This window comes from Variovorax sp. P1_H12_2 (assembly GCF_056405335.1).
The window spans coordinates 1-19694 of sequence record NZ_JBFUCI010000071.1; the positions used below are offsets into that span (position 1 = coordinate 1).

20 protein-coding genes are annotated in these 19694 nt (G+C 68.1%); 8 read left to right on the forward strand and 12 right to left on the reverse strand.

Annotated features, from left to right (window positions below; genetic code table 11):
* The 3 genes from AC1D2K_RS09980 to AC1D2K_RS09990 form a co-directional block, all read left to right on the forward strand.
* Positions 1-1407, forward strand: a 1407-nt coding sequence (locus AC1D2K_RS09980; RefSeq protein WP_478088428.1) for an NAD-dependent succinate-semialdehyde dehydrogenase, incomplete at its 5' end; no start/stop codon positions are given.
* 16 nt (positions 1408-1423) lie between these two features.
* The gene (locus tag AC1D2K_RS09985) at positions 1424-2164 is read left to right on the forward strand and encodes an SIR2 family NAD-dependent protein deacylase (RefSeq protein WP_478088430.1); all 741 of its coding nucleotides are present in this window, start codon (positions 1424-1426) and stop codon (positions 2162-2164) included.
* A gap of 81 nt (positions 2165-2245) precedes the next feature.
* Positions 2246-2686: a CBS domain-containing protein gene (locus tag AC1D2K_RS09990; protein WP_478088432.1), complete on the forward strand. Its 441-nt coding sequence runs from the start codon at positions 2246-2248 to the stop codon at positions 2684-2686.
* A 39-nt stretch (positions 2687-2725) separates the two neighbouring features.
* Here AC1D2K_RS09990 and AC1D2K_RS09995 read toward each other — a convergent pair whose 3' ends face one another.
* The 8 genes from AC1D2K_RS09995 to AC1D2K_RS10030 all read right to left on the reverse strand — a co-directional run bounded on the left by AC1D2K_RS09995 (position 2726) and on the right by AC1D2K_RS10030 (position 12453).
* On the reverse strand, positions 2726-4021 hold the full coding sequence (locus AC1D2K_RS09995; protein ID WP_478088434.1) for an acetyl-CoA hydrolase/transferase family protein: 1296 nt from the start codon (positions 4019-4021) through the stop codon (positions 2726-2728).
* Between the two features lie 38 nt (positions 4022-4059).
* Entirely contained in the window at positions 4060-5307 is a 1248-nt protein-coding gene (locus AC1D2K_RS10000; RefSeq protein ID WP_478088436.1) for a phenylacetate--CoA ligase family protein, read from the reverse strand.
* A gap of 52 nt (positions 5308-5359) precedes the next feature.
* Positions 5360-6196, reverse strand: coding sequence for an ABC transporter ATP-binding protein (locus AC1D2K_RS10005; protein ID WP_478088437.1), 837 nt, complete (start codon positions 6194-6196; stop codon positions 5360-5362).
* Between the two features lie 153 nt (positions 6197-6349).
* The gene (locus tag AC1D2K_RS10010) at positions 6350-7675 is read right to left on the reverse strand and encodes an ABC transporter substrate-binding protein (protein WP_478088439.1); all 1326 of its coding nucleotides are present in this window, start codon (positions 7673-7675) and stop codon (positions 6350-6352) included.
* A gap of 46 nt (positions 7676-7721) precedes the next feature.
* A complete protein-coding gene (locus AC1D2K_RS10015; RefSeq protein ID WP_478088441.1) occupies positions 7722-8786 on the reverse strand; it encodes a branched-chain amino acid ABC transporter permease in 1065 nt (354 codons plus the stop codon).
* Positions 8787-8798: 12 nt separating this feature from the next.
* Entirely contained in the window at positions 8799-9728 is a 930-nt protein-coding gene (locus AC1D2K_RS10020) for a branched-chain amino acid ABC transporter permease (RefSeq protein ID WP_478088443.1), read from the reverse strand.
* Positions 9728-10513 (reverse strand): ABC transporter ATP-binding protein, encoded by a 786-nt coding sequence (locus tag AC1D2K_RS10025; RefSeq protein ID WP_478088445.1) that lies wholly within the window; start codon positions 10511-10513, stop codon positions 9728-9730. Before AC1D2K_RS10025 ends, AC1D2K_RS10020 begins: the two co-directional genes overlap by 1 nt.
* On the reverse strand, positions 10510-12453 hold the full coding sequence (locus AC1D2K_RS10030) for an AMP-dependent synthetase/ligase (protein ID WP_478088447.1): 1944 nt from the start codon (positions 12451-12453) through the stop codon (positions 10510-10512). Before AC1D2K_RS10030 ends, AC1D2K_RS10025 begins: the two co-directional genes overlap by 4 nt.
* A gap of 84 nt (positions 12454-12537) precedes the next feature.
* On the opposite strand from AC1D2K_RS10030, the gene AC1D2K_RS10035 reads away from it, so the two are divergent.
* Both AC1D2K_RS10035 and AC1D2K_RS10040 read left to right on the forward strand, forming a co-directional pair.
* A complete protein-coding gene (locus AC1D2K_RS10035; protein WP_478088449.1) occupies positions 12538-13278 on the forward strand; it encodes a Crp/Fnr family transcriptional regulator in 741 nt (246 codons plus the stop codon).
* Positions 13279-13352: 74 nt separating this feature from the next.
* Positions 13353-14339 carry a helix-turn-helix transcriptional regulator gene (locus AC1D2K_RS10040; protein WP_478088451.1) on the forward strand — a complete coding sequence of 329 codons (987 nt, stop codon included), beginning with the start codon at positions 13353-13355 and terminating at the stop codon, positions 14337-14339.
* Here AC1D2K_RS10040 and AC1D2K_RS10045 read toward each other — a convergent pair.
* Positions 14336-14959: an SOS response-associated peptidase family protein gene (locus AC1D2K_RS10045; protein ID WP_478088453.1), complete on the reverse strand. Its 624-nt coding sequence runs from the start codon at positions 14957-14959 to the stop codon at positions 14336-14338. The genes AC1D2K_RS10040 and AC1D2K_RS10045 overlap by 4 nt on opposite strands.
* A 117-nt stretch (positions 14960-15076) precedes the next feature.
* Between AC1D2K_RS10045 and AC1D2K_RS10050 the strand changes: the two genes are divergently transcribed.
* Positions 15077-15835 carry an SDR family NAD(P)-dependent oxidoreductase gene (locus AC1D2K_RS10050; protein WP_478088455.1) on the forward strand — a complete coding sequence of 253 codons (759 nt, stop codon included), beginning with the start codon at positions 15077-15079 and terminating at the stop codon, positions 15833-15835.
* Between the two features lie 220 nt (positions 15836-16055).
* On the opposite strand, the gene AC1D2K_RS10055 is transcribed toward AC1D2K_RS10050, so the two are convergent.
* Together AC1D2K_RS10055 and AC1D2K_RS10060 are read right to left on the reverse strand one after the other, a co-directional pair.
* Positions 16056-17018: a Bug family tripartite tricarboxylate transporter substrate binding protein gene (locus AC1D2K_RS10055; RefSeq protein WP_478088456.1), complete on the reverse strand. Its 963-nt coding sequence runs from the start codon at positions 17016-17018 to the stop codon at positions 16056-16058.
* Between the two features lie 125 nt (positions 17019-17143).
* Positions 17144-17407, reverse strand: a complete 264-nt coding sequence (locus AC1D2K_RS10060; protein WP_478088457.1) for a hypothetical protein — start codon at positions 17405-17407, stop codon at positions 17144-17146.
* A 234-nt stretch (positions 17408-17641) separates the two neighbouring features.
* On the opposite strand from AC1D2K_RS10060, the gene AC1D2K_RS10065 reads away from it, so the two are divergent.
* The gene (locus AC1D2K_RS10065) at positions 17642-18409 is read left to right on the forward strand and encodes a pseudouridine synthase (protein ID WP_478088459.1); all 768 of its coding nucleotides are present in this window, start codon (positions 17642-17644) and stop codon (positions 18407-18409) included.
* A gap of 123 nt (positions 18410-18532) precedes the next feature.
* Here the strand turns inward: AC1D2K_RS10065 and AC1D2K_RS10070 are convergent, their stop codons facing one another.
* Complete coding sequence (locus AC1D2K_RS10070) at positions 18533-19039, reverse strand: DUF3761 domain-containing protein (RefSeq protein WP_478088460.1); 507 nt, start codon at positions 19037-19039, stop codon at positions 18533-18535.
* 166 nt (positions 19040-19205) lie between these two features.
* Here AC1D2K_RS10070 and AC1D2K_RS10075 point away from each other — a divergent pair, with 166 nt between their 5' ends.
* Positions 19206-19694, forward strand: a complete 489-nt coding sequence (locus AC1D2K_RS10075) for a response regulator (RefSeq protein ID WP_478088462.1) — start codon at positions 19206-19208, stop codon at positions 19692-19694.

A 19694-nucleotide genomic window follows, 5' to 3' on the forward strand; every position in this document is an offset into this window, starting at 1 on the left:
GAATGGGTCGATGCGGACGACCGCCAGACCATTCCCGTGAGCAATCCTGCCAACGGCCAGGACATCGGCAGCGTGCCGATGTGCGGCACCGCCGAGACCGTGCGCGCCATCGCCGCCGCCGAAGTCGCGCAGCGCGCCTGGGCCAGGCGCCCGGCCAAGGAGCGCTCGGCCATCCTGCGCAAGCTCAACGACCTGATGCTCGCCAACCAGGACGACCTGGCGCTGATCATGACCACCGAGCAGGGCAAGCCGCTGGCCGAGAGCAAGGGCGAGATCGCCTACGCGGCGTCGTTCATCGAATGGTTCGCCGAGGAGGCGCGCCGGGTGTACGGCGACACCATCCCCGCGCCGCAGTCCGACCGCCGCATCCTGGCGCTCAAGCAGCCGGTCGGGGTCACGGCGGCGATCACGCCCTGGAACTTCCCGACCGCGATGCTGACGCGCAAGGCCGGCCCGGCGCTGGCCGCCGGTTGCGCGATGGTGGTCAAGCCGGCGACCCAGACGCCGTTCTCGGCGCTGGCCTTCGCCGACCTGGCCGACCGCGCGGGCGTGCCCAAGGGGCTGTTGTCGGTGCTGACCGGCTCGGCCTCGAAGATCGGCGGCGAGATGACGCGCAGCCCGATCGTGCGCAAGCTCACGTTCACCGGCTCGACCGAGGTCGGCCGCACGCTGATGAAGCAGTCGGCCGACACGATCAAGAAGCTCTCGCTGGAGCTCGGCGGCAATGCGCCCTTCATCGTCTTCGACGATGCCGACGTCGACGCCGCGGTCGAGGGCGCGATGGTCTCCAAGTACCGCAACACCGGCCAGACCTGCGTCTGCGCCAACCGCATCTACGTGCAGCGCGGCGTGCTGGAGACCTTCACGCGGAAGCTGGTTGCCAAGGTGAACGCACTCAAGGTCGGCGACGGCACCGAGCCGGGCGTCACGCAGGGGCCGCTGATCGACGACAAGGCGGTAGCCAAGATCGAGGAGCACGTGGCCGACGCGCTCGCCAAGGGCGGCCAGGTGCTGGCCGGCGGCAAGCGCCATGCGCTGGGCGGCCGCTTCTACCAGCCGACCGTGATCGGCGGCGCCACCGCCGACATGCTGGTGGCGCGCGAGGAGACCTTCGGACCGCTGGCGCCGGTCTTCGCCTTCGACACCGAGGACGAGGCGATCGCGCTGGCCAACGCCACCGAATTCGGGCTCGCCTCCTACTTCTACAGCCGAGACATCGGCCGCATCATGCGCGTCGCCGAGGCGCTCGAATGCGGCATCGTCGGCGTCAACACCGGCCTGATCTCGACCGCCGAGGCGCCCTTCGGCGGGGTCAAGCAATCGGGCCTGGGCCGCGAGGGCTCGAAGTACGGCCTCGACGACTTCCTCGAGATCAAGTACGTCTGCCTGGCGGGGCTCGACAAGTAGATGGACCGCGGCTCGAATGACTGAAGGCATCGCGCTCGAGCTCGCCGGCGAACTGCTGCGTTCGGCCCGGCGCATCGTGGTTTTCTCGGGGGCCGGCCTGTCCAAGGCCTCCGGCATTCCGACCTACCGCGATGCCGACGGCCTCTGGATGAGCCAGGAGGCGGTGCGCTTCTCCCATGCGGAGGATCTGGAGCGGGACCCCGCGGGCTTCACCCGCTTCTGGGCCCAGCGCCTTCTTGCGGTCGAGGAGGCACGGCCCAATCCCGGGCATCTCGCGCTGGCGCAGCTGCAGCGGCTGCGGCCCTCGACCCGGCTCGTGACCCAGAACGTGGACGGCCTCCTGACCCGCGCAGGCGCCGCCGACGTGCTCGAGTTGCACGGCTCGCTTCGGCGCTGGCGCTGCGACCACTGCGGCAACCGTCGCGGCCCCTGGCTCTTCCAACGCTGCATCCGCTGCGGCCGGCGCGCGCGTCCGGACGTGGTGATGTTCGGCGAGATGCTGAACAAGGGAGTGCTGCTCGACGCCCAGATCGCCGCGCAGGAATCGGACGTCTTCCTGCTGGTCGGCAGCACGGCGGTGGTCTACCCCGCCGCGGATCTTCCGCAGCAGGCGCTGGTGAACGGCGGCCAGCTCATCACGCTCAACGCCGAGCCGCTGGCGCTCGACCATTCGGCGACCGCGGTGCTGCACGGCAAGGCGGAAGAAATTCTGCCGCTGCTGGTCGAGGGGGTCGGGCGCCTTCCCGGCCCGGCCTGAGGGTGTTTCGATGTTGTTGCGGCCGGCGCGGGTATCTCGCGCCGGCTTGTGGCGGCTGCCCGGCCCGCGCAGAATACACACATGAAAACTGTGGCGGAAATTCTCATGTCCAAGGGCGATGCGACCGTGTATTCGATCGCGCCTTCGGCAACTGTGTTCGAAGCGGTCGCGTTGATGGCGGAGAAGAACGTCGGCGCGCTTCTCGTGATGGAGGGCGAGCGGATCGTCGGCATGGTGACCGAGCGCGACTACGCGCGCAAGGTCGTGCTGCTGGCCCGTTCGTCCAGGGACACGCCGTTGCGCGATGTCATGACGCCGGCCGTGATCTACGTGCGGCCGGACCAGACCACGGAGGACTGCATGGCGCTGATGACCCAGAGCCGCATCCGCCACCTGCCGGTCATCGACAACGGCAAGCTGGTCGGACTGATCTCGATCGGGGATCTGGTCAAGAGCATCATTTCAGAGCAGACCTTCATCATCGAGCAGCTGCAGCACTACATCTCCGGCGATCGTCGCTGAACCTGCGCCGGGGCCACGGCCTCCGCGTGGTCCCGAGCCTCAAAGCAGCTTCGAACGCCTGGCCTGTTCGGTCAGTTCGGCGCGGAAGTCCGGATGGGCGATCGCGATCAGTTCCTGCGCCCGCTGCTTGGCCGACTTGCCGCGCAGCTGGGCGATGCCGTATTCCGTGACGACGTAGTTGATGTCGTTCTTGCTCGTGCTGACATGGGTGCCGGGCGAGAGCGAGGGGACGATCCGCGAGACGGTGTCGCCCTTGGCGGTCGAGGGCAGCACGATGAAGGCCTTGCCGCCGCGCGAACGGTTGGCGGCGCGAACGAAGTCGGACTGGCCGCCGGTGCCGGAGAAGGGCGCATGGCCCAGGCTTTCCGAGCCGCACTGCCCCAGCAGGTCGATCTGCAGCGTGGCGTTGATGGCGATCAGCTTGTCGTTGCGGCCCGCCTGCGACGGGTCGTTGGTGAAGTCGACCGGGTGGATCTCCACCCCCGGATTGCGGTCCATGAAACGGTACAGCTTGTTCGAACCGAGCGCGAAGGTGGCCACCGTCTTGCCGGGCAGGTAGTTCTTGCGGCGGTTGGTGACGGCGCCCGATTCGATCAGCTTCAGGATGCCGTCGCCGAGCATCTCGGTGTGGATGCCGAGGTCGCGCTTTTCCGTGAGTTGCATGACCACGGCGTCGGGGATGCCGCCGTAGCCGATCTGCAACGTCGAGCCGTCGTCGATCAGGTCGGCGACATGCTTGCCGATGGCTTGCTGCACGGGGCCGATCGTCGGCAGTCCGACCTCGAGCACGGGGTCGCTGCTTTCGACCAGCGCCGCGACCTGCGAGATGTGGACGTGGCAGTTGCCGTACGTGAAGGGCACGTTGGGATTCACCTCGAGCACCACCGCGCGTGCCCGGGCGACGGCCGCCATGGTGTAGTCGGCCCCCAGGCTGAGCGCGAAGTAGCCATGGGCGTCCATCGGCGAGGCCATGCTGAAGACCACGTCGGCGGGAATCTGGCCGCGCTCGATCTGCGCCGGGATCTCCGAGAAGTAGTTCGGAATGAAGTCGATCCAGCCTTCCTGCCCGCCCGCGCGGGTCGCGCCGCCGAAGAACAGCGCGACGTGGCGGACGTGCTGCGTGGTGGTCGGGTCGATGTAGGCGTACTTGCGCATCGCGAGGATCTGCGCCACCTTGACGTCCTGGAAGTCGAGCCGCTGCTCGGACAGGGCGGTGAGCAGCGCGGGCGGCTCGCCGACCCCGGTGGGGACGATGATCAGGTCGCCGTCGCGCACGTGGCGGATCGCCTCGGCGGCGGGCGCCAGTTTCTGCTGGTACAGGTCATGGATGGTCATATCGGTGCTCCTGCTGGCAGCTTGCCACCTTTGCCCTCTTATTGGTAGCTGCGCGCGTCTTCGATCACCTTGCCGTCGTTCGGCAGGCTGCCGGGCGCCACGAACTCGACGGTGCCGCGCAGCTTGGTGACGTCGCGGATCGCCTCGGCGATGCGCCCGGCCAGGCCTTCGGGGGCCGCAGGGCACTCGACCTTCAGCGTCATGCGGTCGTCGGCCATCTCGCCCTCGACCACCAGCCGCGCCCGCTGCACTTCGGGAAAGCGTCGTGCGATCTCGGCCACCTGGGCGGGATGAACGAACATGCCGCGCACCTTGGTGGTCTGGTCGGCCCGACCGAGCCAGCCCTTGATGCGTGCGTTGGTGCGGCCCGTGGGGCAGTGCCCGGGCAGCACGGCGGACAGATCGCCGGTGCCGAAGCGGATCAGCGGGTAGTCGGGATTCAGGGTGGTGACGACGATTTCGCCGACCTCTCCTTGCGGCACCGGATCGCCGGTGCCCGGCCGCACGATCTCGACGACCACGCCTTCGTCGAGCACCAGGCCTTCGCGGGCGCTGGTCTCGTAGGCGATGAGGCCCAGGTCGGCGCTTGCGTAGCACTGCATRCCGGCCACGCCCCGCTCGGCGATCCAGTCGCGCAGGCTGGGCGGGAAGGCCTCGCCCGACACCAGCGCCTTGGTGAGCGAGGGCAGGGCGAGGTTCTTCTCGGCCGCTTTCTCGATCAGGATCTTCAGGAAGCTCGGCGTGCCGATGTAGCCCGCGGGCCGCAGTTCGGCGATCGCCTCCACCTGCTGCTCGGTCTGCCCGGTGCCGCCCGCGAACACGGTGCAGCCGAGCGCGTGCGCGCCGCTTTCCATGATCGAGCCGGCGGGGGTCATGTGGTAGCTGAAGCTGTTGTGCACCAACTCGCCGCCGCGGAAGCCCGCCGCGTACAGCGCGCGCGCGGTACGCCAGTAGTCTCTCGCCTCGCCCTCGGGTTCATAGATCGTGCCGGGGCTCGCGAACACGCGCGTCATGCGCGACCCGAAGCGGATCGCCGAGAAGCCGCCGAAGGGGTCGCTCGCGCGGCGCTCCTTCTGCAGTGCCAGCAGTTCGGACTTGCGCGTCACCGGCAGCTTCGCCAGCGCCGCACGGCTCGTGATCTCGGCCGGCTTCACGCCGTCGAGGATCTTCGCGAAGGCCGCGGTCGCCGTCTGTGCCTGAAGGATCTGCTTCGGCAGCGCCGAGAGCAGGTCGCGCTCGCGCTCCTCGGGGTCGCGCGCTTCGAGCGCGTCGTAGTAGTCGGTCATCGCCGTTGGCTCCCATCCAACAAGTCACTGCCCCATTCGTGGCGAGCCACATTCATGCCAGCCACCGCTTTCTGCGCTTGTAGCTCTTCACGTCGCGGAAGCTCTTGCGGTCCGCGCCGCCGACGCCGAGGTAGAACTCCTTGACGTCCTCGTTCTCGCGCAGGCTCTTCGCCTCACCGTCCATCACGATGCGGCCGTTCTCCAGGATGTAGCCGTAGTCGGCATAGCGCAGCGCCATGTTGGTGTTCTGCTCGGCCAGCAGGAAAGTCACGCCTTCCTTCTCGTTCAGGTCCTTCACGATGCCGAACACCTCGTCGACGATCTGCGGCGCCAGCCCCATGGAGGGCTCGTCGAGCAGCACCATGTTCGGGTTCGCCATCAGCGCGCGGCCGATGGCGCACATCTGCTGCTCGCCGCCCGAGGTGTAGGCCGCCTGCGAGGTGCGCCGCGTCTTCAGGCGCGGAAAGTAGGCGTAGACCTTTTCCAGCGTCTGCGCGATCGCGGCCTTGCCGTCGCTGCGCGTGTAGGCGCCGGTCATCAGGTTGTCCTCGATCGTCAGGTGGGCGAAGCAGTGGCGCCCCTCCATCACCTGGACCAGGCCGCGCTTCACCAGCTCCGCGGGCGAGAGCGCCTCGATGCGCTCGCCGCGCAGCTGGATCGTGCCCTTGGTCACCGCACCGCGTTCGCCCGCCAGCAGATTCGATACGGCGCGCAGCGTGGTCGTCTTGCCGGCGCCGTTGCCGCCCAGCAGCGCGACGATGCCGCCCTCGGGGACCGTGAGCGAGACGCCCTTGAGCACCAGGATCACATGGTTGTAGATGACCTCGATGCCATTGACGTCCAGCAGCGGCGGCGCTGCGGAAGGGGTGGATGCGGTGACGCTGGTCATGGATGACGTGGTCCGGAGATCATGAAGGCTTGAGGACGGCAAGCGAAGCGATGCCCGTTCGGGGAACACCGCGGAACCGGCTTTGCCGGGCCGCTGGTGTTGCCCCCTCGAGGGGGGAGGCGCCTACACGAAGTGAGCAAGCAACGGGGGTGGTCATGAACAGGAACGCGGCTTGATGTTCTTGTCTTTGGCGTACTTGGCCGAGTACTCCGCCACCAGCGGGTCGAGGTTGGCCTTGCGTGCCTGGTACCAGTCGGGCTGCACCGCCCACTTCGATCCGTCCCATTGCGCGACGCGGGCCCAGTCGGTGCCCATGTGGTTGCTGCAGGAGGTCTTGACCGGCCGCATGATCTCGCCGAAGCCGAGCGCCTTGAGCTTGTCGGCCGTGAGGTCGAGGTTCTCGTAGCCCCAGCGCACCTGCTCGGACGTCAGCGCCTTGCCCTTGCCGAATTTCTCCTGCGCGGCGCGGATCGCCTCGACCTGCAGCATCGCGATCATCATGCCCCGGGTGTGCGCCATCACGCCGATCTCGCTGGTGCTCGGCGCCGAGCCCTGGCCCTTGTCGTAGACGAACTTCTTCAGGTCGTCGTGCACCTTGTCGCGCGACGCGCTGTTGTGGATCGTCACCGTGTTGTAGCCCTTGGCGCCCGCGCCGATGTCCTTCACGTCATGGTCGGAGCCGGCCCACCAGACCGAGTACATCTTCTCGCGCGGGAAGCCGCTGGCCTGGGCCTCGCGGATGCCGGCCGGCGTCATCACGCCCGCGCTCCAGAACAGCACGTAGTCGGGCTTTTGCTGGCGGATCTGCAGCCAGGTCGACTTCTGCTCGACGCCGGGCGGCGTGACCGGGAACAACGCCAGCTCGAAGCCGTCCTGCGCCGCCAGCTTCTGCAGCAGCAGGATCGGCTCCTTGCCGTACGGCGAGTCGTGGTAGACCAGCGCGATCTTCTTGCCCTTGAGGGTGCCCTTCTCCTTCTTGGCGATGTCCTGCAGGATCACGTCGGTGGCGGTCCAGTAGGTGCCCAGCAGCGGGAAGTTCCATTCGAACACCGTGCCGTCGACCGACTGCGAGAGCCCGTAGCCCATGGTCTCGATCGAGACCTTGTCGTTGAAGGCCTTGTCGGTGACCGCGAAGGTGATGCCGGTCGATTGGGGGTCGAAGCCCGAGGCGCCGGTGCCCTTGGCCTTCAGCCGGTCGTAGCATTCGACGCCCTTGGCGGCGTCGTAGGCGGTCTCGCATTCCTCGTACGCCAGCTTGACGCCGTTGACGCCGCCGTCGCGCGCATTCACCAGCTTCAGGTAGTCCTGCTTGCCGTCGGCCCAGGGGATGCCCAGCGGCGCGAACTGGCCGGTGCGGTAGACCAAGAGCGGAATGAACTGCTCGCCCGCCGCCTGGGCCTGGGCGGGCGTCGGCAGCATCGCGGACGACAGCCCGGCAGCCGCGATGGCCGCCGCGAGGGCAATGGACTGGAACTTCATGCGTTGTCTCCTGTTGTTGAATGGACGGGGTGCGGAATCGATGCGGTCAATGGGGGAAGGGCCACAGGCGCAGCTTCTGCCGTGCGGTGGACCACAGCTGCGCCAGGCCATGCGGCTCGACGATCAGGAAGAAGACGATCAGCGCGCCGAAGATCATGTGTTCGAGAAAGGAGGCGGTGCCGGTCGAGATCGACAGGCCGAGCCAGTGCGGCACCAGGTTCAGAAACAGCGGCAGGAGCACGATGAAGGCGGCGCCGAACACCGCGCCGACGATCGATCCGAGCCCGCCGATGATCACCATGAACAGCAGCTGGAAGGACTTGTCGATGCCGAAGGCCGCCGGCTCCCAGGACCCCAGGTGCACGAATCCCCACAGCGCGCCGGCGACGCCGACGATGAAGGAGCTCACCGCGAAGGCGCTGAGCTTGGCGTAGACCGGGCGGATGCCGATCACCGCGGCCGCCACGTCCATGTCGCGCATCGCCATCCATTCGCGGCCGATGGCGCCGCGCACCAGGTTCTTGGCCATCAGGCCGAGCAGCACCAGCAGCGAGAGGCACAGCAGGTACTTGCGCGCCGGCGTGTCGAGCGGAAGGCCGAACAGGCTCAGGGCCGAGATGCTGACGGAGCCCGAAGAGGAGCCGTTCGTGACCCAGGCCACGCGGTTGGTGAACCAGTCGACGAAGAACTGCGCCGCCAGCGTCGCCACTGCCAGATAGAGCCCTCGGATGCGCAGGCTCGGAATGCCGAACAGGATGCCGAAGACCATCGCGCAGAGCCCGCCGCCGATCAGCGACAGCAGCAGGGGCATGCCCTCGATGCGCACGTTCAGGTTGTAGGCCGCATAGGCTCCGACCGCCATGAAGGCCCCGGTGCCGAGCGAGATCTGTCCGCAGTAGCCGACCAGCACGTTGAGCCCGATGGCCGCCAGCGACAGGATCAGGAAGGGCACCAGCACGGCCCGGAACAGGTAGTCGCTGGCCAGCATCGGCACGGCGACGAAAGCCACCAGCGCAAACAGCGCGAGCGCGATGCGGTCCTGCGCGACCGGGAAGATCTGCAGGTCGCTTTGGTAGCTGGTCTTGAACTGACCGTTTTCGCGATAGAACATGTTCTTGAAGCCCTAGACGCGGTCGATGATCTTGTCGCCGAACAAACCCTGCGGGCGGACCAGCAGGAAAGCCAATGCCAGCACGTAGGCGAACCAGTTCTCGATCCCGCCGCCGACCATCGGCCCGATGTAGATCTCGGACAGCTTCTCGCCGACGCCGATGATCAGCCCGCCGAGAATGGCGCCCGGCACCGAGGTCARGCCGCCGAGGATCACCACCGGGAAGGCCTTGAGCGCCACCAGCGAGATCGAATACTGCACGCCGAGCTTGGAGCCCCAGATGATCCCGGCCACCAGCGCGACCAGGCCGCCGACCGACCACACGATCACCCAGATGCGCGACAGCGGAATGCCGATCGACTGCGCGGCCTGGTGGTCGTCGGCCACTGCGCGCAGGGCCCGGCYGGTCTTGGTCTTCTGGAAGARCAGCGACAGCAGCACCACCAGCACCGCCGCCATGCCCGCGGCGTAGAGGTCTTCCTTGCTCAGCAGCAGGCCGCCCTGGAAGGTGTTTTCGAGCACGATCATCGGGTCCTTCGGCATGCCGACGTCGATCTTGTAGGTGCTGCTGCCGAACAGCAACTGGCCGGCGCCGTCGAGGAAGTAGCTGATGCCCAGCGTCGCCATCAGCAGCGTGATGCCTTCCTGGTTCACCAGGTGGCGCAGCACCAGCCGCTCGACCAGCCAGGCCACGACGACCATCGCCGCGGCCGCCACGCAGGCCGCCAGAAGATTGACCAGCAGCATGTTCTCGAGGCCGGTCCAGCGCGGGATCCATTCGGCGAAGCGCGCCATCGTGAGCGCCGCGAACAGCACCATCGCGCCCTGCGCGAAGTTGAAGACGCCCGAGGCCTTGAAGATCAGCACGAAGCCGATCGCCACCAGGGCGTAGAGCATGCCGGCCATCAGGCCGCCGAACAGTGTTTCGAGAAAAAAGCCCATCAGTGTTCCGTCCCGAGATAGGCTCGGATCACGTCCTCGTTGTTGCGAACCTCGTCGGGCGTGCCGTCGCCGATCTTCTTGCCGTAGTCCAGCACCACCACGCGGTCCGAGATGTCCATCACCACGCCCATGTCGTGCTCGATCAGCACGATGGTGGTGCCGAACTCGTCGTTGACGTCGAGGATGAAGCGGCTCATGTCCTGCTTTTCCTCCACGTTCATGCCGGCCATCGGCTCGTCGAGCAGCAGCACCTGCGGCTCCATCGCCAGCGCGCGGCCGAGGTCGACGCGCTTCTGCAGGCCGTAGGGAAGGCGGCCCACGGGCGTCTTGCGATGCAGCTGGATCTCGAGGAAGTCGATGATGCGTTCGACGAACTCGCGCTGCGCGATCTCCTCGCGCTGAGCCGGCCCCCAGCGCAGCGCCTGGGCCAGCAGTCCGCTCTTCATCTTGAGGTTGCGCCCGGTCATGATGTTGTCGAGCACGCTCATGCCCTTGAACAGCGCCAGATTCTGGAAGGTGCGCGCCACGCCCATCTCGGCCACCTGGCGCGAGTTCATGTGCTTGAAGTGCTGGCCGCGGAAAGTGATCTGGCCCTGCTGCGGCTGGTAGACGCCGTTGATGCAGTTGAGCATCGAGCTCTTGCCGGCGCCGTTGGGCCCGATGATCGCGCGCACCTCGTGCTCGCGGACGTCGAAGCTGATGTCGGTCAGCGCCTTCACGCCGCCGAAGCTCAGGGAAATGTTCTGCACGTCGAGGATGACCTCGCCGACTTTCCTGCTGCTCATGCCGCTGCCTTCATGGGGGGGAAGCGCTTGGCCTCGACGATCTTCAAGGTCGCGCTGACCGCGCCGGTGCGGCCGTCCTCGAATTTGACCTGCGTCTGGATGAACTGCTCCGTCTTGCCGGCATACAGCGCCTCGACCAGCACCGCATACTTGTCGGCGATGAAGCCGCGCCGCACCTTGYGTGTGCGCGTGAGTTCGTCGTCGTCCGGGTCGAGTTCCTTGTGCAGCACCAGGAAGCGCGCGATCTGCGTGTCGTCCATGCCTTCCTCGCTCGCCAGGTCGGCGTTGACCTGGGCGATGCACTCGGCCACCAGCGTCAGCACCTCGGGCTTGCCCGCGAGGTCGACGTAGCCGCCGTAGGCCAGTCCGCGCCGCTCGGCCCAGTTGCCCACCGCCTCGAAGTCGATGTTGATGAAGGCGCAGACTTCCTGGCGCTGGTCGCCGAAGCACACCGCTTCCTTGATCTGCGGGAAGAACTTGAGCTTGTTCTCGATGTAGTTGGGCGCGAACATCGCGCCGCCGCGCATCCGGCCCACGTCCTTGGCCCGGTCGATGATGCGCAGGTGCCCTTCGGCATCGAGCACGCCGGCGTCGCCGGTGTGGAAGTAGCCGTCGGCATCGAGCACCTCGGCGGTCGCGTCGGGCCGCTTGTAGTATTCCTTCAGCACCGACACGCCGCGCACCAGCACCTCGCCGTCGTCGGCGATCCGCAGCTCGATGCCGGGCGCCGCGCTGCCCACGGTCTGCAGCTTGACCTTGCCGTCCTGCTGCAGGCAGACGTAGGCGCAGGTTTCGGTCTGGCCGTAGAACTGCTTCAGGTTGACGCCGATCGAGCGATAGAAGCGGAACAGGTCGGGGCCGATCGCCGCGCCCGCGGTGTAGGCCACGCGAATGCGGCTCATGCCCAGCACGTTGCGCAGCGGCCCGTAGACCATCAGGTTGCCGAGACCGTACAGCACGCGGTCGCCGAAGCCGACCGGCGCGCCGTTGAGGATGTCGGCGCCCACGCGCCGCGCCAGTGCCATGAATTTCGCGTACAGCCAGCGCTTGGGCGCGGCGGCGTCCTCCATGCGGATCGACACGGCCGTCAGCAGGCCCTCGAAGGTGCGCGGCGGGCCGAAGTAGTAGCTCGGCCCGATCTCGCGCATGTCGTTCATCACGGTCTCGGCCGACTCGGGACAGTTGAGGGTGAAGCCGCCCACCAGCCATTGCGCCACCGAGAACAGGTGGTCGCCGACCCAGGCCATCGGCAGGTAGCTCATGATGTTGTCGCCGGGGCCCAGCTTGTCGGTCTCGACGCCGCCACGCCCCGCCGCGATGAAGCTCGCATGGGTCTGGCACACGCCCTTGGGCCGCCCGGTGGTGCCCGAGGTGTAGAGGATCACGGCAACGTCGCCGGGCTCGCCGCTCGCCACGCTCTGCTCGAAGAAGCCCGGATGCGCCGCGTCCCAGGCCCGGCCCAGTTCGCACAGCTGCGCGTAGCCCAGGACGCCCGGCTGGTTGTAGTGGCGCAGGCCGCGCGGATCGTCATAGACGATGTGGCGGATCGCCGGCGCGGCTTCGCGGCACTCGAGCAGCTTGTCGACCTGCTCCTGGTCCTCGGCGATCACGAACTCGACCGCGGCGTCCTGCAGCATGAAGACCATCTCGGCCGCCACCGCGTCCTGGTAGAGCGGCACCGGCACGCCGCGCAGGCACTGCGCCGCGACCACCGCGAGGTAGAGATGCGGCCGGTTGGCGCCGATGATCGCGAGGTTGTCGCCGGCCTTGAAGCCCAGGCTGGCGAGGCCGCAGGCCAGCTCGCGCACCTCGCGCGCCGCGGCCCCCCAACTCCAGGTCTGCCAGATGCCGAGATCCTTCTCGCGCACGGCGGGTGCGTTGGGCTGCTGCGCGGCATGGCTCAGCAGAAGGCGAGGAAAAGTGGTGGCGGTGGTCTGCACGATGGGCGGACTTTAGGACCAACTTTGACGCCAGCTTGTCGTTTCAACGACAATCCTAGGGACAACACTCTCCGGAGTTTCCCGATGCATGTCGGCACTGACAGCGGCACTTCCTCGATCCGTGACCGGGTGCGTCCGGCCAGCGGCGGCGAGCTCGACAACATCCCCTGGATGAACGCGCTCACGCCCGCCGAGCGCCGCCGCGCCGAGGCGGCCGTGGTGGTCAGCGATGCCGAGCCGGGCGATCTCGTCTGCCGCATCGGCCGGCCGCCGACCTACTGGTTCGGCGTCGTCGCGGGCCTGCTCAAGATGAGCAACGACAACGCCGACGGCACCTCGATGACGTACAGCGGCCTGCCGCCGGGCGGCTGGTTCGGCGAGGGCACGGTGCTCAAGCGCGAGCCCTACCGCTACAACGTCCAGGCGCTGCGGCACAGCGTGGTGGCGGGCTTGCCGATCGACGATTTCCACTGGCTGCTCGACCACTCGATCGGCTTCAACCGCTTCGTGATGAACCAGCTCAACGAGCGGCTGGCCCAGTTCATCGCGGCGCGCGAGACCGATCGCCTCAACGACCCCGACGCGCGCGTGGCGCGCAATCTCGCGGCGCTGTTCAACCCGGTGCTGTTTCCCGGCGTGGGCGAGCTGCTGCGCATCACGCAGCAGGAGCTGGCCTACCTGATCGGGCTGTCGCGCCAGCGGGTCAACGAGGCCTTGCGCACGCTGCAGGCGCAGGGCGCCATCCGGGTCGAGTATGGCGGGCTGCGCGTGCTCGACCTGGCGGCGCTGCGCGCGAGCGGGACCGCAGGGATGGGCGTGCCGTAGCCCCGCCCGAGCGTGCCTGCCGGCCGGCATGGACAATCCACCCGCGATATTTCCAACCACAACAACACGCACAGATGGCAACACTTGACGAATTGCAGCGCTACAGCCAATTGCTCCTGCGGCTCTACCGCATGGCCCAGGAGCTGCCGATCGCCGACTTCCAGGATGCGGCGCTCGATCTCGTCAAGGGGGTGCTGCCTTTCGACTCCTCGCTATGGGGCACTGCGGCCCCCTCGCAGGACGGACCCGATATCCACACCGTGCACCTGCACAACAAATCGCCCGACATGCTGACGGCCTACGAGCCGGTGAAGCACCTGGACACGGCGGTCGCGGGCATGTTCGCCCAGCCGCGGGCGACGCGCGGCTTCAGCCTCGATCGCTGGTTCTGCGAGCCTGGCCAGCGCGAGATCCGCGACGTCATGCGGCGATTCGAGATCGAGAACATGCTGGCCACCACGGTCATCGACCCGTCGACCCGATTCGCCCACTGGATCCTGCTCTATCGGGCCAACCGCGATGCCGGCTACACGCCCGAGGAGATCGCCCGGCTCGAACTGCTGGCGCCGCACGTGATGGAGGCGCTGGCGATCAACCGCAAGATGCACCTGGAGCGCCTCAGTCCGGTGGAGCCGGGCGCAGTGGCCCGCGGCAGCGCGATCGCCGATCTGCGCGGCGTCGTCTACCACGCCGATGCGCGCTTCGCGGCGCTCGCGGGCGAGGAATGGGACGATTGGCAGGAGCGCCGGCTGCCGGCCGAGCTGTCGGCCCATTTCCAGCAGAACGGTGAGCGCTTTCGCGGCCGTGCGCTGGTGGTGGACGCGCGCATCGAACAGCAGCTGCTGTTCCTCAAGGCCCGGCCGCGCTGCCGCGCCGACGGCYTGACCGCACGCGAGTTCACCATCGCCAAGCTGATTGCCAAGGGCGACACCCACAAGGAGATCGCGCAGACGCTGACCCGTTCGCCGGCCACCGTGCGCAACCAGATCCAGGCGATCTACGAGAAGCTCGAGGTCGGCAACATCGCCGGACTGATCGAGGCGCTGCGCTTGGCGGACTAGCTCGCGACGTCGACCGGCAGCGTGTCCCGCGCCAGCTTCTCGTCGATGTAGGGGCGCAGGTAGGCCGTGGTTTCCTCCACCGGGCAATGCAGCCAGTCGTCGATCCAGGCATCCCGCAGGATGGCGGTGCGGCGCTGCTGTTGCGGATGGTCCGGCAAGCCGAAGGTCAGGAGCGCGAAGCTCTCGACGCACTCGCCGGCCGGCGAGCGCCAGCCGTTCCAGAGGCCGGCCAGTGCGAGCGGCTGGCCGTCGATGCGCGACACGCGCACGGTCGAGTCGTCGCTGTCGCCGGACTGAAACACGGCATCGGCGAGGATCACGCAGCGATGGCCGCGCTTCCAGGGCTGGTAGAAATTGCGCTCGGCGAAGGCGGTCTCGCTGCGCGCCTCGTGGGTGTGGAGATCCTGGCCGTCCTTGCTGAACAGGGGGATCAGGCCCCAGCGCCCGGGGGCGATCTCGCAGCGGGCCAAGGGGTGCTTTGCCGTGCCGTCGGCGCGAGGGCGCCGCACGAACCAACCCTGCTGGCCCGGGCGGATCAGCGAGGCCTCCGGACTGCAGGCGAGACCGAAGCGCTTGGCGAAGTGGCTCGGCTCGCTTGCCGCTTGGTAGTAGGTGGGCATGACCGGGAGGGTGTGGAGGCGGGCCGATTCTAGTCAGCCGCCGATACCATTGGAAGGGCCGGGAAGGGCGCAACAGCCGCCGGCGCGCCTTAGCTCACGAAAATCCACGAAACCACCATGACTTCATCCCGCCTCACCATCATCACCGGCGCTTCCCGCGGTCTGGGCCGCGCCATGGCCGAGCAGTTGCTGCAACCGGGCCAGCGCCTGCTGTGCATTTCCCGCCGGAGCGACGAGCAGCTCGCCGCCCGCGCCCGCGAAGCCGGCGCCGAACTCGAACAGTGGCAACTGGACCTCTCCGATCCGGTGCCGGCCGCGGCGCGGCTGGCCGCCTGGCTGCAAGGCCTCGAGGCAGGCGCCTTCGACAGCGCCACCCTGATCAACAACGCCGGCACGGTCGGCCGCCCGCGCCCGCTGTCGGAGGCGGTGGCGGGCGAGCTCGCGCAGGCGCTGCGCGTCGGGCTGGAGGCGCCCATGCTGCTGGCGTCCGCTTTCCTTGGCGCGACCAAGACCTGGCGCGCCGACCGCAAGGTGCTCAATATCTCGTCCGGCCTGGGCCGCAACGCGATGGGCAGCCAGGCGCCCTATTGCGCGGCCAAGGCCGGCATGGACCACTTCTCGCGCGCCGTGGCGCTCGAAGAGAAGGCGGCGACCCGCGGCGCGCGCATCGTGTCGCTGGCGCCCGGCATCATCGACACCGACATGCAGGTCGCCCTGCGCGGGAGCGAGGCCGACATGTTCCCGGACCGCGTGCGCTTCGAGAAGCTCAAGGCCGATGGCCTGCTGGACACGCCCGCATCAGCCGCCGCCAAGATCCTCAAGTACCTGGAGCGCCCCGATTTCGGCAGCAATCCAGTGGCCGATATCCGAGACTGACCGCACCCGGCCGGCGCAGCCAGGCCTGTTGGTGAAACACCGCGGAACCGGCTTCGCCGGGCCGCTGGTGTTGCCCCCGGCAGGGGGTGGGCGGGCTACACGCAGTGAGCCCAACCTGGGGGCGAGCAAGAGTGCCACCGCGGAACCGGCTTCGCCGGGCCGCTGGTGTTGCCCCCTGCAAGGGGGTGGGCGGCTACACGCAGTGAGCCAACCTGGGGGTTTACTCGATCACTGCTCCAGAGGCCTGCACGATGCCGCGCCACTTCTGGTAGTCGTTCTTGAGCAGGGCTTCGAGCTGTTCCGGTGTCATCGCCTGCGGCTCGGCGCCCTGGGCCACGATCGCGGCCTTCATTTCGGGGGTCGCGAGCAGCTTGTTGACCTCGGCGTTGACGGTGGCGACGATGTCCTTCGGCGTGCCCGCGGGCATGAAGAGGCCATACCAGGTGCTGACGTCGAAGTCCTTGTAGCCCAGCTCGGCCACCGTGGGCACCTCGGGCAGCGAGCTGCTGCGGCGCGCCGAGGTCACGGCCAGCGGCCGCAGCTTGCCCGACTTGATCTGCCCCATGGCCGAAGGCAGCGACGACACCATCAGGTCGACGTTGCCGGCCAGCACGTCCATCATCGCGGCGTTGGAGCCCTTGTAGGGCACGTGGCGCATCTTGATGCCGGCGGCGGTCTTGAAGATCTCGCCGGCCAGGTGGATGGTGGTGCCGTTGCCGGGCGAGCCGTAGGTGATCGAGTCGGGTGCCGCGCGCGCGGCGGCGACGACGTCGGCCAGCGTCTTGAACTTCGACTCGCTGCGGGTGACGATCACCACCGGCGTGTAGGCCACGTGCGCCACGGCCGTCAGGTCCTTGGTCGGGTCGTAGCTGAGGTTCTTGTAGAGCCAGGGCGCGACCACCATGTTGTCCTTCTGGCCCATCACCATGTCGTAGCCGGTGGGCGCCGCACGCACCGCCTCGGCAATGCCGATGGTGCCGCCGGCACCGGCGCGGTTGTCGGGCACCACGGTCCACTTGCTGGTCTCCGTGAGCTTGTTGGCGACCAGCCGCGACAGGATGTCGGTGCCGCCTCCGGGCGGGAAGGGCACGATCAGGCGGATCGGCTTGGCGGGGTAGGGCTGGGCCTGCGCGGCGGTGAATGCCAGCGCCAGGGCGGCGATGGTGAGCAGCTTTCGGATCATCGGGGAGTCTCGTCGTTCGGGCACCGCGGTGCGGCGCACATGCGCCGGGAGTGTGCCCCAACGAGAGGTGCCCAGGGCTCGCGATTGGAGATGCCCGCCGTCTCGAACCGAGAGTTCGAGCCGCGTCAGTGGATCGCGGGCGGCCCGAAATCCTCTCGCGGGTCCACGTAGGCGGTGACGATCGGGATGTCGCGCGCGTCGGGCCCGCGCGCATCGGCGCGCCGCTGCAGCGCCGCGATCCCGGCCATCATGGCCGCGCCGTAGGTGGGCATCGGGCCCTCGGCGGCGTCGATCGGCCGGCAGTCGCCGCCGTCCTGCTTCTGCAGCACCCAGTAAAAATGGCCGGCGATCGGTTCGTCGACGATCAGTGCGATGGCATCGGTGTCCATGGCGTGCCCCTTGCTCAGTTCATGGGACCGGTTGTACGCACCCGATGCGCGCCCGCACAGCAAGGAAATCACGCCGCGGCGCGCCCGATTGCAACAGCCGCGGCTTGCGTGAAAAACGCACGGCGCCGAGGGCGCTGTCGCCGGTCCGCCCGGAGCGCGCGAATGGCGGAGAATGCTCCGCCGAGCCTGCCGTTTCCGCGGGAAGCGCGATCCGAACCCCAGCCAGACGTCCCCATGCCCGATATCCCCGCACCCTCCCGTCTCAACAAGCGCATGGCCGAGCTGGGCCTGTGTTCGCGCCGCGAGGCCGACGACTGGATCGCCCAGGGCTGGGTCAAGGTCAATGGCCAGGTGGCCGAAATGGGTGTCAAGGTGCTGCCCGCCGACCGCATCGAAGTCGACAAGAAGGCGCAGAACCAGCAACAGCAGCAGGTCACGATCCTGCTGCACAAGCCGATGGGCTACGTCAGCGGCCAGGCCGAGGACGGCCACGAGCCGGCGATCGTGCTGATCAACCCGCGCACCCACTGGCGCGAGGACCCGAGCCGCAACCGCTTCTCGCCGCCGCAGCTTCGCGGCCTGGCGCCCGCCGGCCGGCTCGACATCGACTCGGTCGGCCTGCTGGTGCTGACGCAGGATGGCCGCGTGGCGCGTCAGCTGATCGGCGAGGACTCGGGCATCGAGAAGGAATACCTGGTGCGGGTCTCCTACGGCCCGGTGGCGCAGAACTCGCAAGCCGCTTTTCCGCGCGAGGAACTGGCCCGGCTGCGCCACGGCCTGAGCCTGGACGGCCAGCCACTGAAGCCGGCCAAGGTCGACTGGCAGAACCCCGAGCAGCTGCGCTTCGTGCTGACCGAAGGCAAGAAGCGCCAGATCCGCCGCATGTGCGAGCAGGTCGGGCTCAAGGTCGTGGGCCTGAAGCGCATCCGCATCGGCCACGTGGTGCTGGGCAACCTGCCGGTCGGGCAGTGGCGCTACCTCGGGCTCAACGAGCGCTTCTAGGCCGCCGCGTCGTCCAGTTCCAGGAATACCAGGAATACCGCGGAACCGGCTTTGCCGGGCCGCTGGTATCGCCCCCGGCGAGGGGGTGGGCGGCTACACGAAGTGAGCCAACTTGGGGTGAGCTCAACCACATGCCTTGTTGTGCGACGCGTGCATCCCCTTGGCCTTGGCGTCCGCTTCGCTCAGGTACTCGCCCTTCTTGGTCTTGCCATAGTAGCGGTCGCCCATGCAGTGGTAGACCTTGGTCTCGCTGTTGGCCCAGACCTTGCCGGCGCCGCCACCGGGCGCTGCGGCCATCGTCGAAGGATCGGCCTTGGCGGGCGCCTTGGTGGCTGCGCTGGTGCTGGGGGCGACGCCGGTCTTGTTGACGGCCGCCGACTGGGTCTGGGCCGCCGGCGCCGCAGCCGCAGCGGGCGCTGCGGCCGCCTTGGCGTCGGCCTTTCCGTACCAGGTCTCGATGCCCTTGTGACCACGGCAGGCGCCCGACTTGGTGTCGGGCGAGGCAAAGCTCCCATCCTTGCACTGGACGGTGCTTCCTGCCGGCGCGCTTGCCGGAAGCTGCTGGGCCTGGGCGCCGAGCGCGCCCAGAAGGCCGGCCGCGACCAGCCATGTCTTGAGGGCAGAATTCATTCGGGGTGCTCCTGAAACGATGTGTGACGGAGCGGTCATCCTGCGCGCGCTCACTGAAGACCACCTGACCAATTCTGTTGCGGTGCAGCAAGACGCGCTCATGCGGGACTAAGAAATCAGGCGTAGCCTCACCCGCGATTGTGTGTCGGACTCAAGGAGAGATCCTGTGCGCGCCTTGCTCGTGGAAGACGACGAAATGATCGGCCGCAGCCTCGTGCATGCGCTCGACAACGCCGGATGGTCGGTCGACTGGGTGCGCGACGGCGTGCTGGCGCACAGCGCCCTGGCCGACGGCGGCTACACCTGCGTGCTGCTCGACCTCGGTCTGCCCCAGGAAGACGGCACCGAAGTCCTGCGCCGCGCGCGCAAGCGCGGCGACGCCACGCCGGTGCTGGTGCTCACCGCGCGCGACGGGCTCGACGACCGCATCCAGACCCTCGACCTCGGCGCCGACGACTACCTGCTCAAGCCGTTCGAGCTGCGCGAGTTGCTGGCGCGCATGCGCGCCGTGGTGCGGCGCCGCGACGGCGCGGCGCACTCGGTGATCGGCACCGCGGCGCTCCAGCTCGACCTGACCACGCGCGACGTGATCGTCAACGGCGTGCGCGAGGTCCTGACCGCGCGCGAGTTCGCGCTGCTGCACGCCCTGCTGTAG

Bases quoted from the DNA above. Each gene is read 5' to 3' on its own strand.
- AC1D2K_RS09990 (WP_478088432.1), top strand. From the start codon at position 2,246: ATGAAAACTGTGGCGGAAATTCTCATGTCCAAGGGCGATGCGACCGTG.
- AC1D2K_RS10050 (WP_478088455.1), top strand. From the start codon at position 15,077: ATGACTTCATCCCGCCTCACCATCATCACCGGCGCTTCCCGCGGTCTG.
- AC1D2K_RS10035 (WP_478088449.1), top strand. From the start codon at position 12,538: ATGCATGTCGGCACTGACAGCGGCACTTCCTCGATCCGTGACCGGGTG.
- AC1D2K_RS10010 (WP_478088439.1), bottom strand. From the start codon at position 7,675: ATGAAGTTCCAGTCCATTGCCCTCGCGGCGGCCATCGCGGCTGCCGGG.
- AC1D2K_RS10015 (WP_478088441.1), bottom strand. From the start codon at position 8,786: ATGTTCTATCGCGAAAACGGTCAGTTCAAGACCAGCTACCAAAGCGAC.
- AC1D2K_RS09985 (WP_478088430.1), top strand. From the start codon at position 1,424: ATGACTGAAGGCATCGCGCTCGAGCTCGCCGGCGAACTGCTGCGTTCG.
- AC1D2K_RS10025 (WP_478088445.1), bottom strand. From the start codon at position 10,513: ATGAGCAGCAGGAAAGTCGGCGAGGTCATCCTCGACGTGCAGAACATT.
- AC1D2K_RS09995 (WP_478088434.1), bottom strand. From the start codon at position 4,021: ATGACCATCCATGACCTGTACCAGCAGAAACTGGCGCCCGCCGCCGAG.
- AC1D2K_RS10065 (WP_478088459.1), top strand. From the start codon at position 17,642: ATGCCCGATATCCCCGCACCCTCCCGTCTCAACAAGCGCATGGCCGAG.
- AC1D2K_RS10070 (WP_478088460.1), bottom strand. From the start codon at position 19,039: ATGAATTCTGCCCTCAAGACATGGCTGGTCGCGGCCGGCCTTCTGGGC.
- AC1D2K_RS10045 (WP_478088453.1), bottom strand. From the start codon at position 14,959: ATGCCCACCTACTACCAAGCGGCAAGCGAGCCGAGCCACTTCGCCAAG.
- AC1D2K_RS10005 (WP_478088437.1), bottom strand. From the start codon at position 6,196: ATGACCAGCGTCACCGCATCCACCCCTTCCGCAGCGCCGCCGCTGCTG.
- AC1D2K_RS10060 (WP_478088457.1), bottom strand. From the start codon at position 17,407: ATGGACACCGATGCCATCGCACTGATCGTCGACGAACCGATCGCCGGC.
- AC1D2K_RS10055 (WP_478088456.1), bottom strand. From the start codon at position 17,018: ATGATCCGAAAGCTGCTCACCATCGCCGCCCTGGCGCTGGCATTCACC.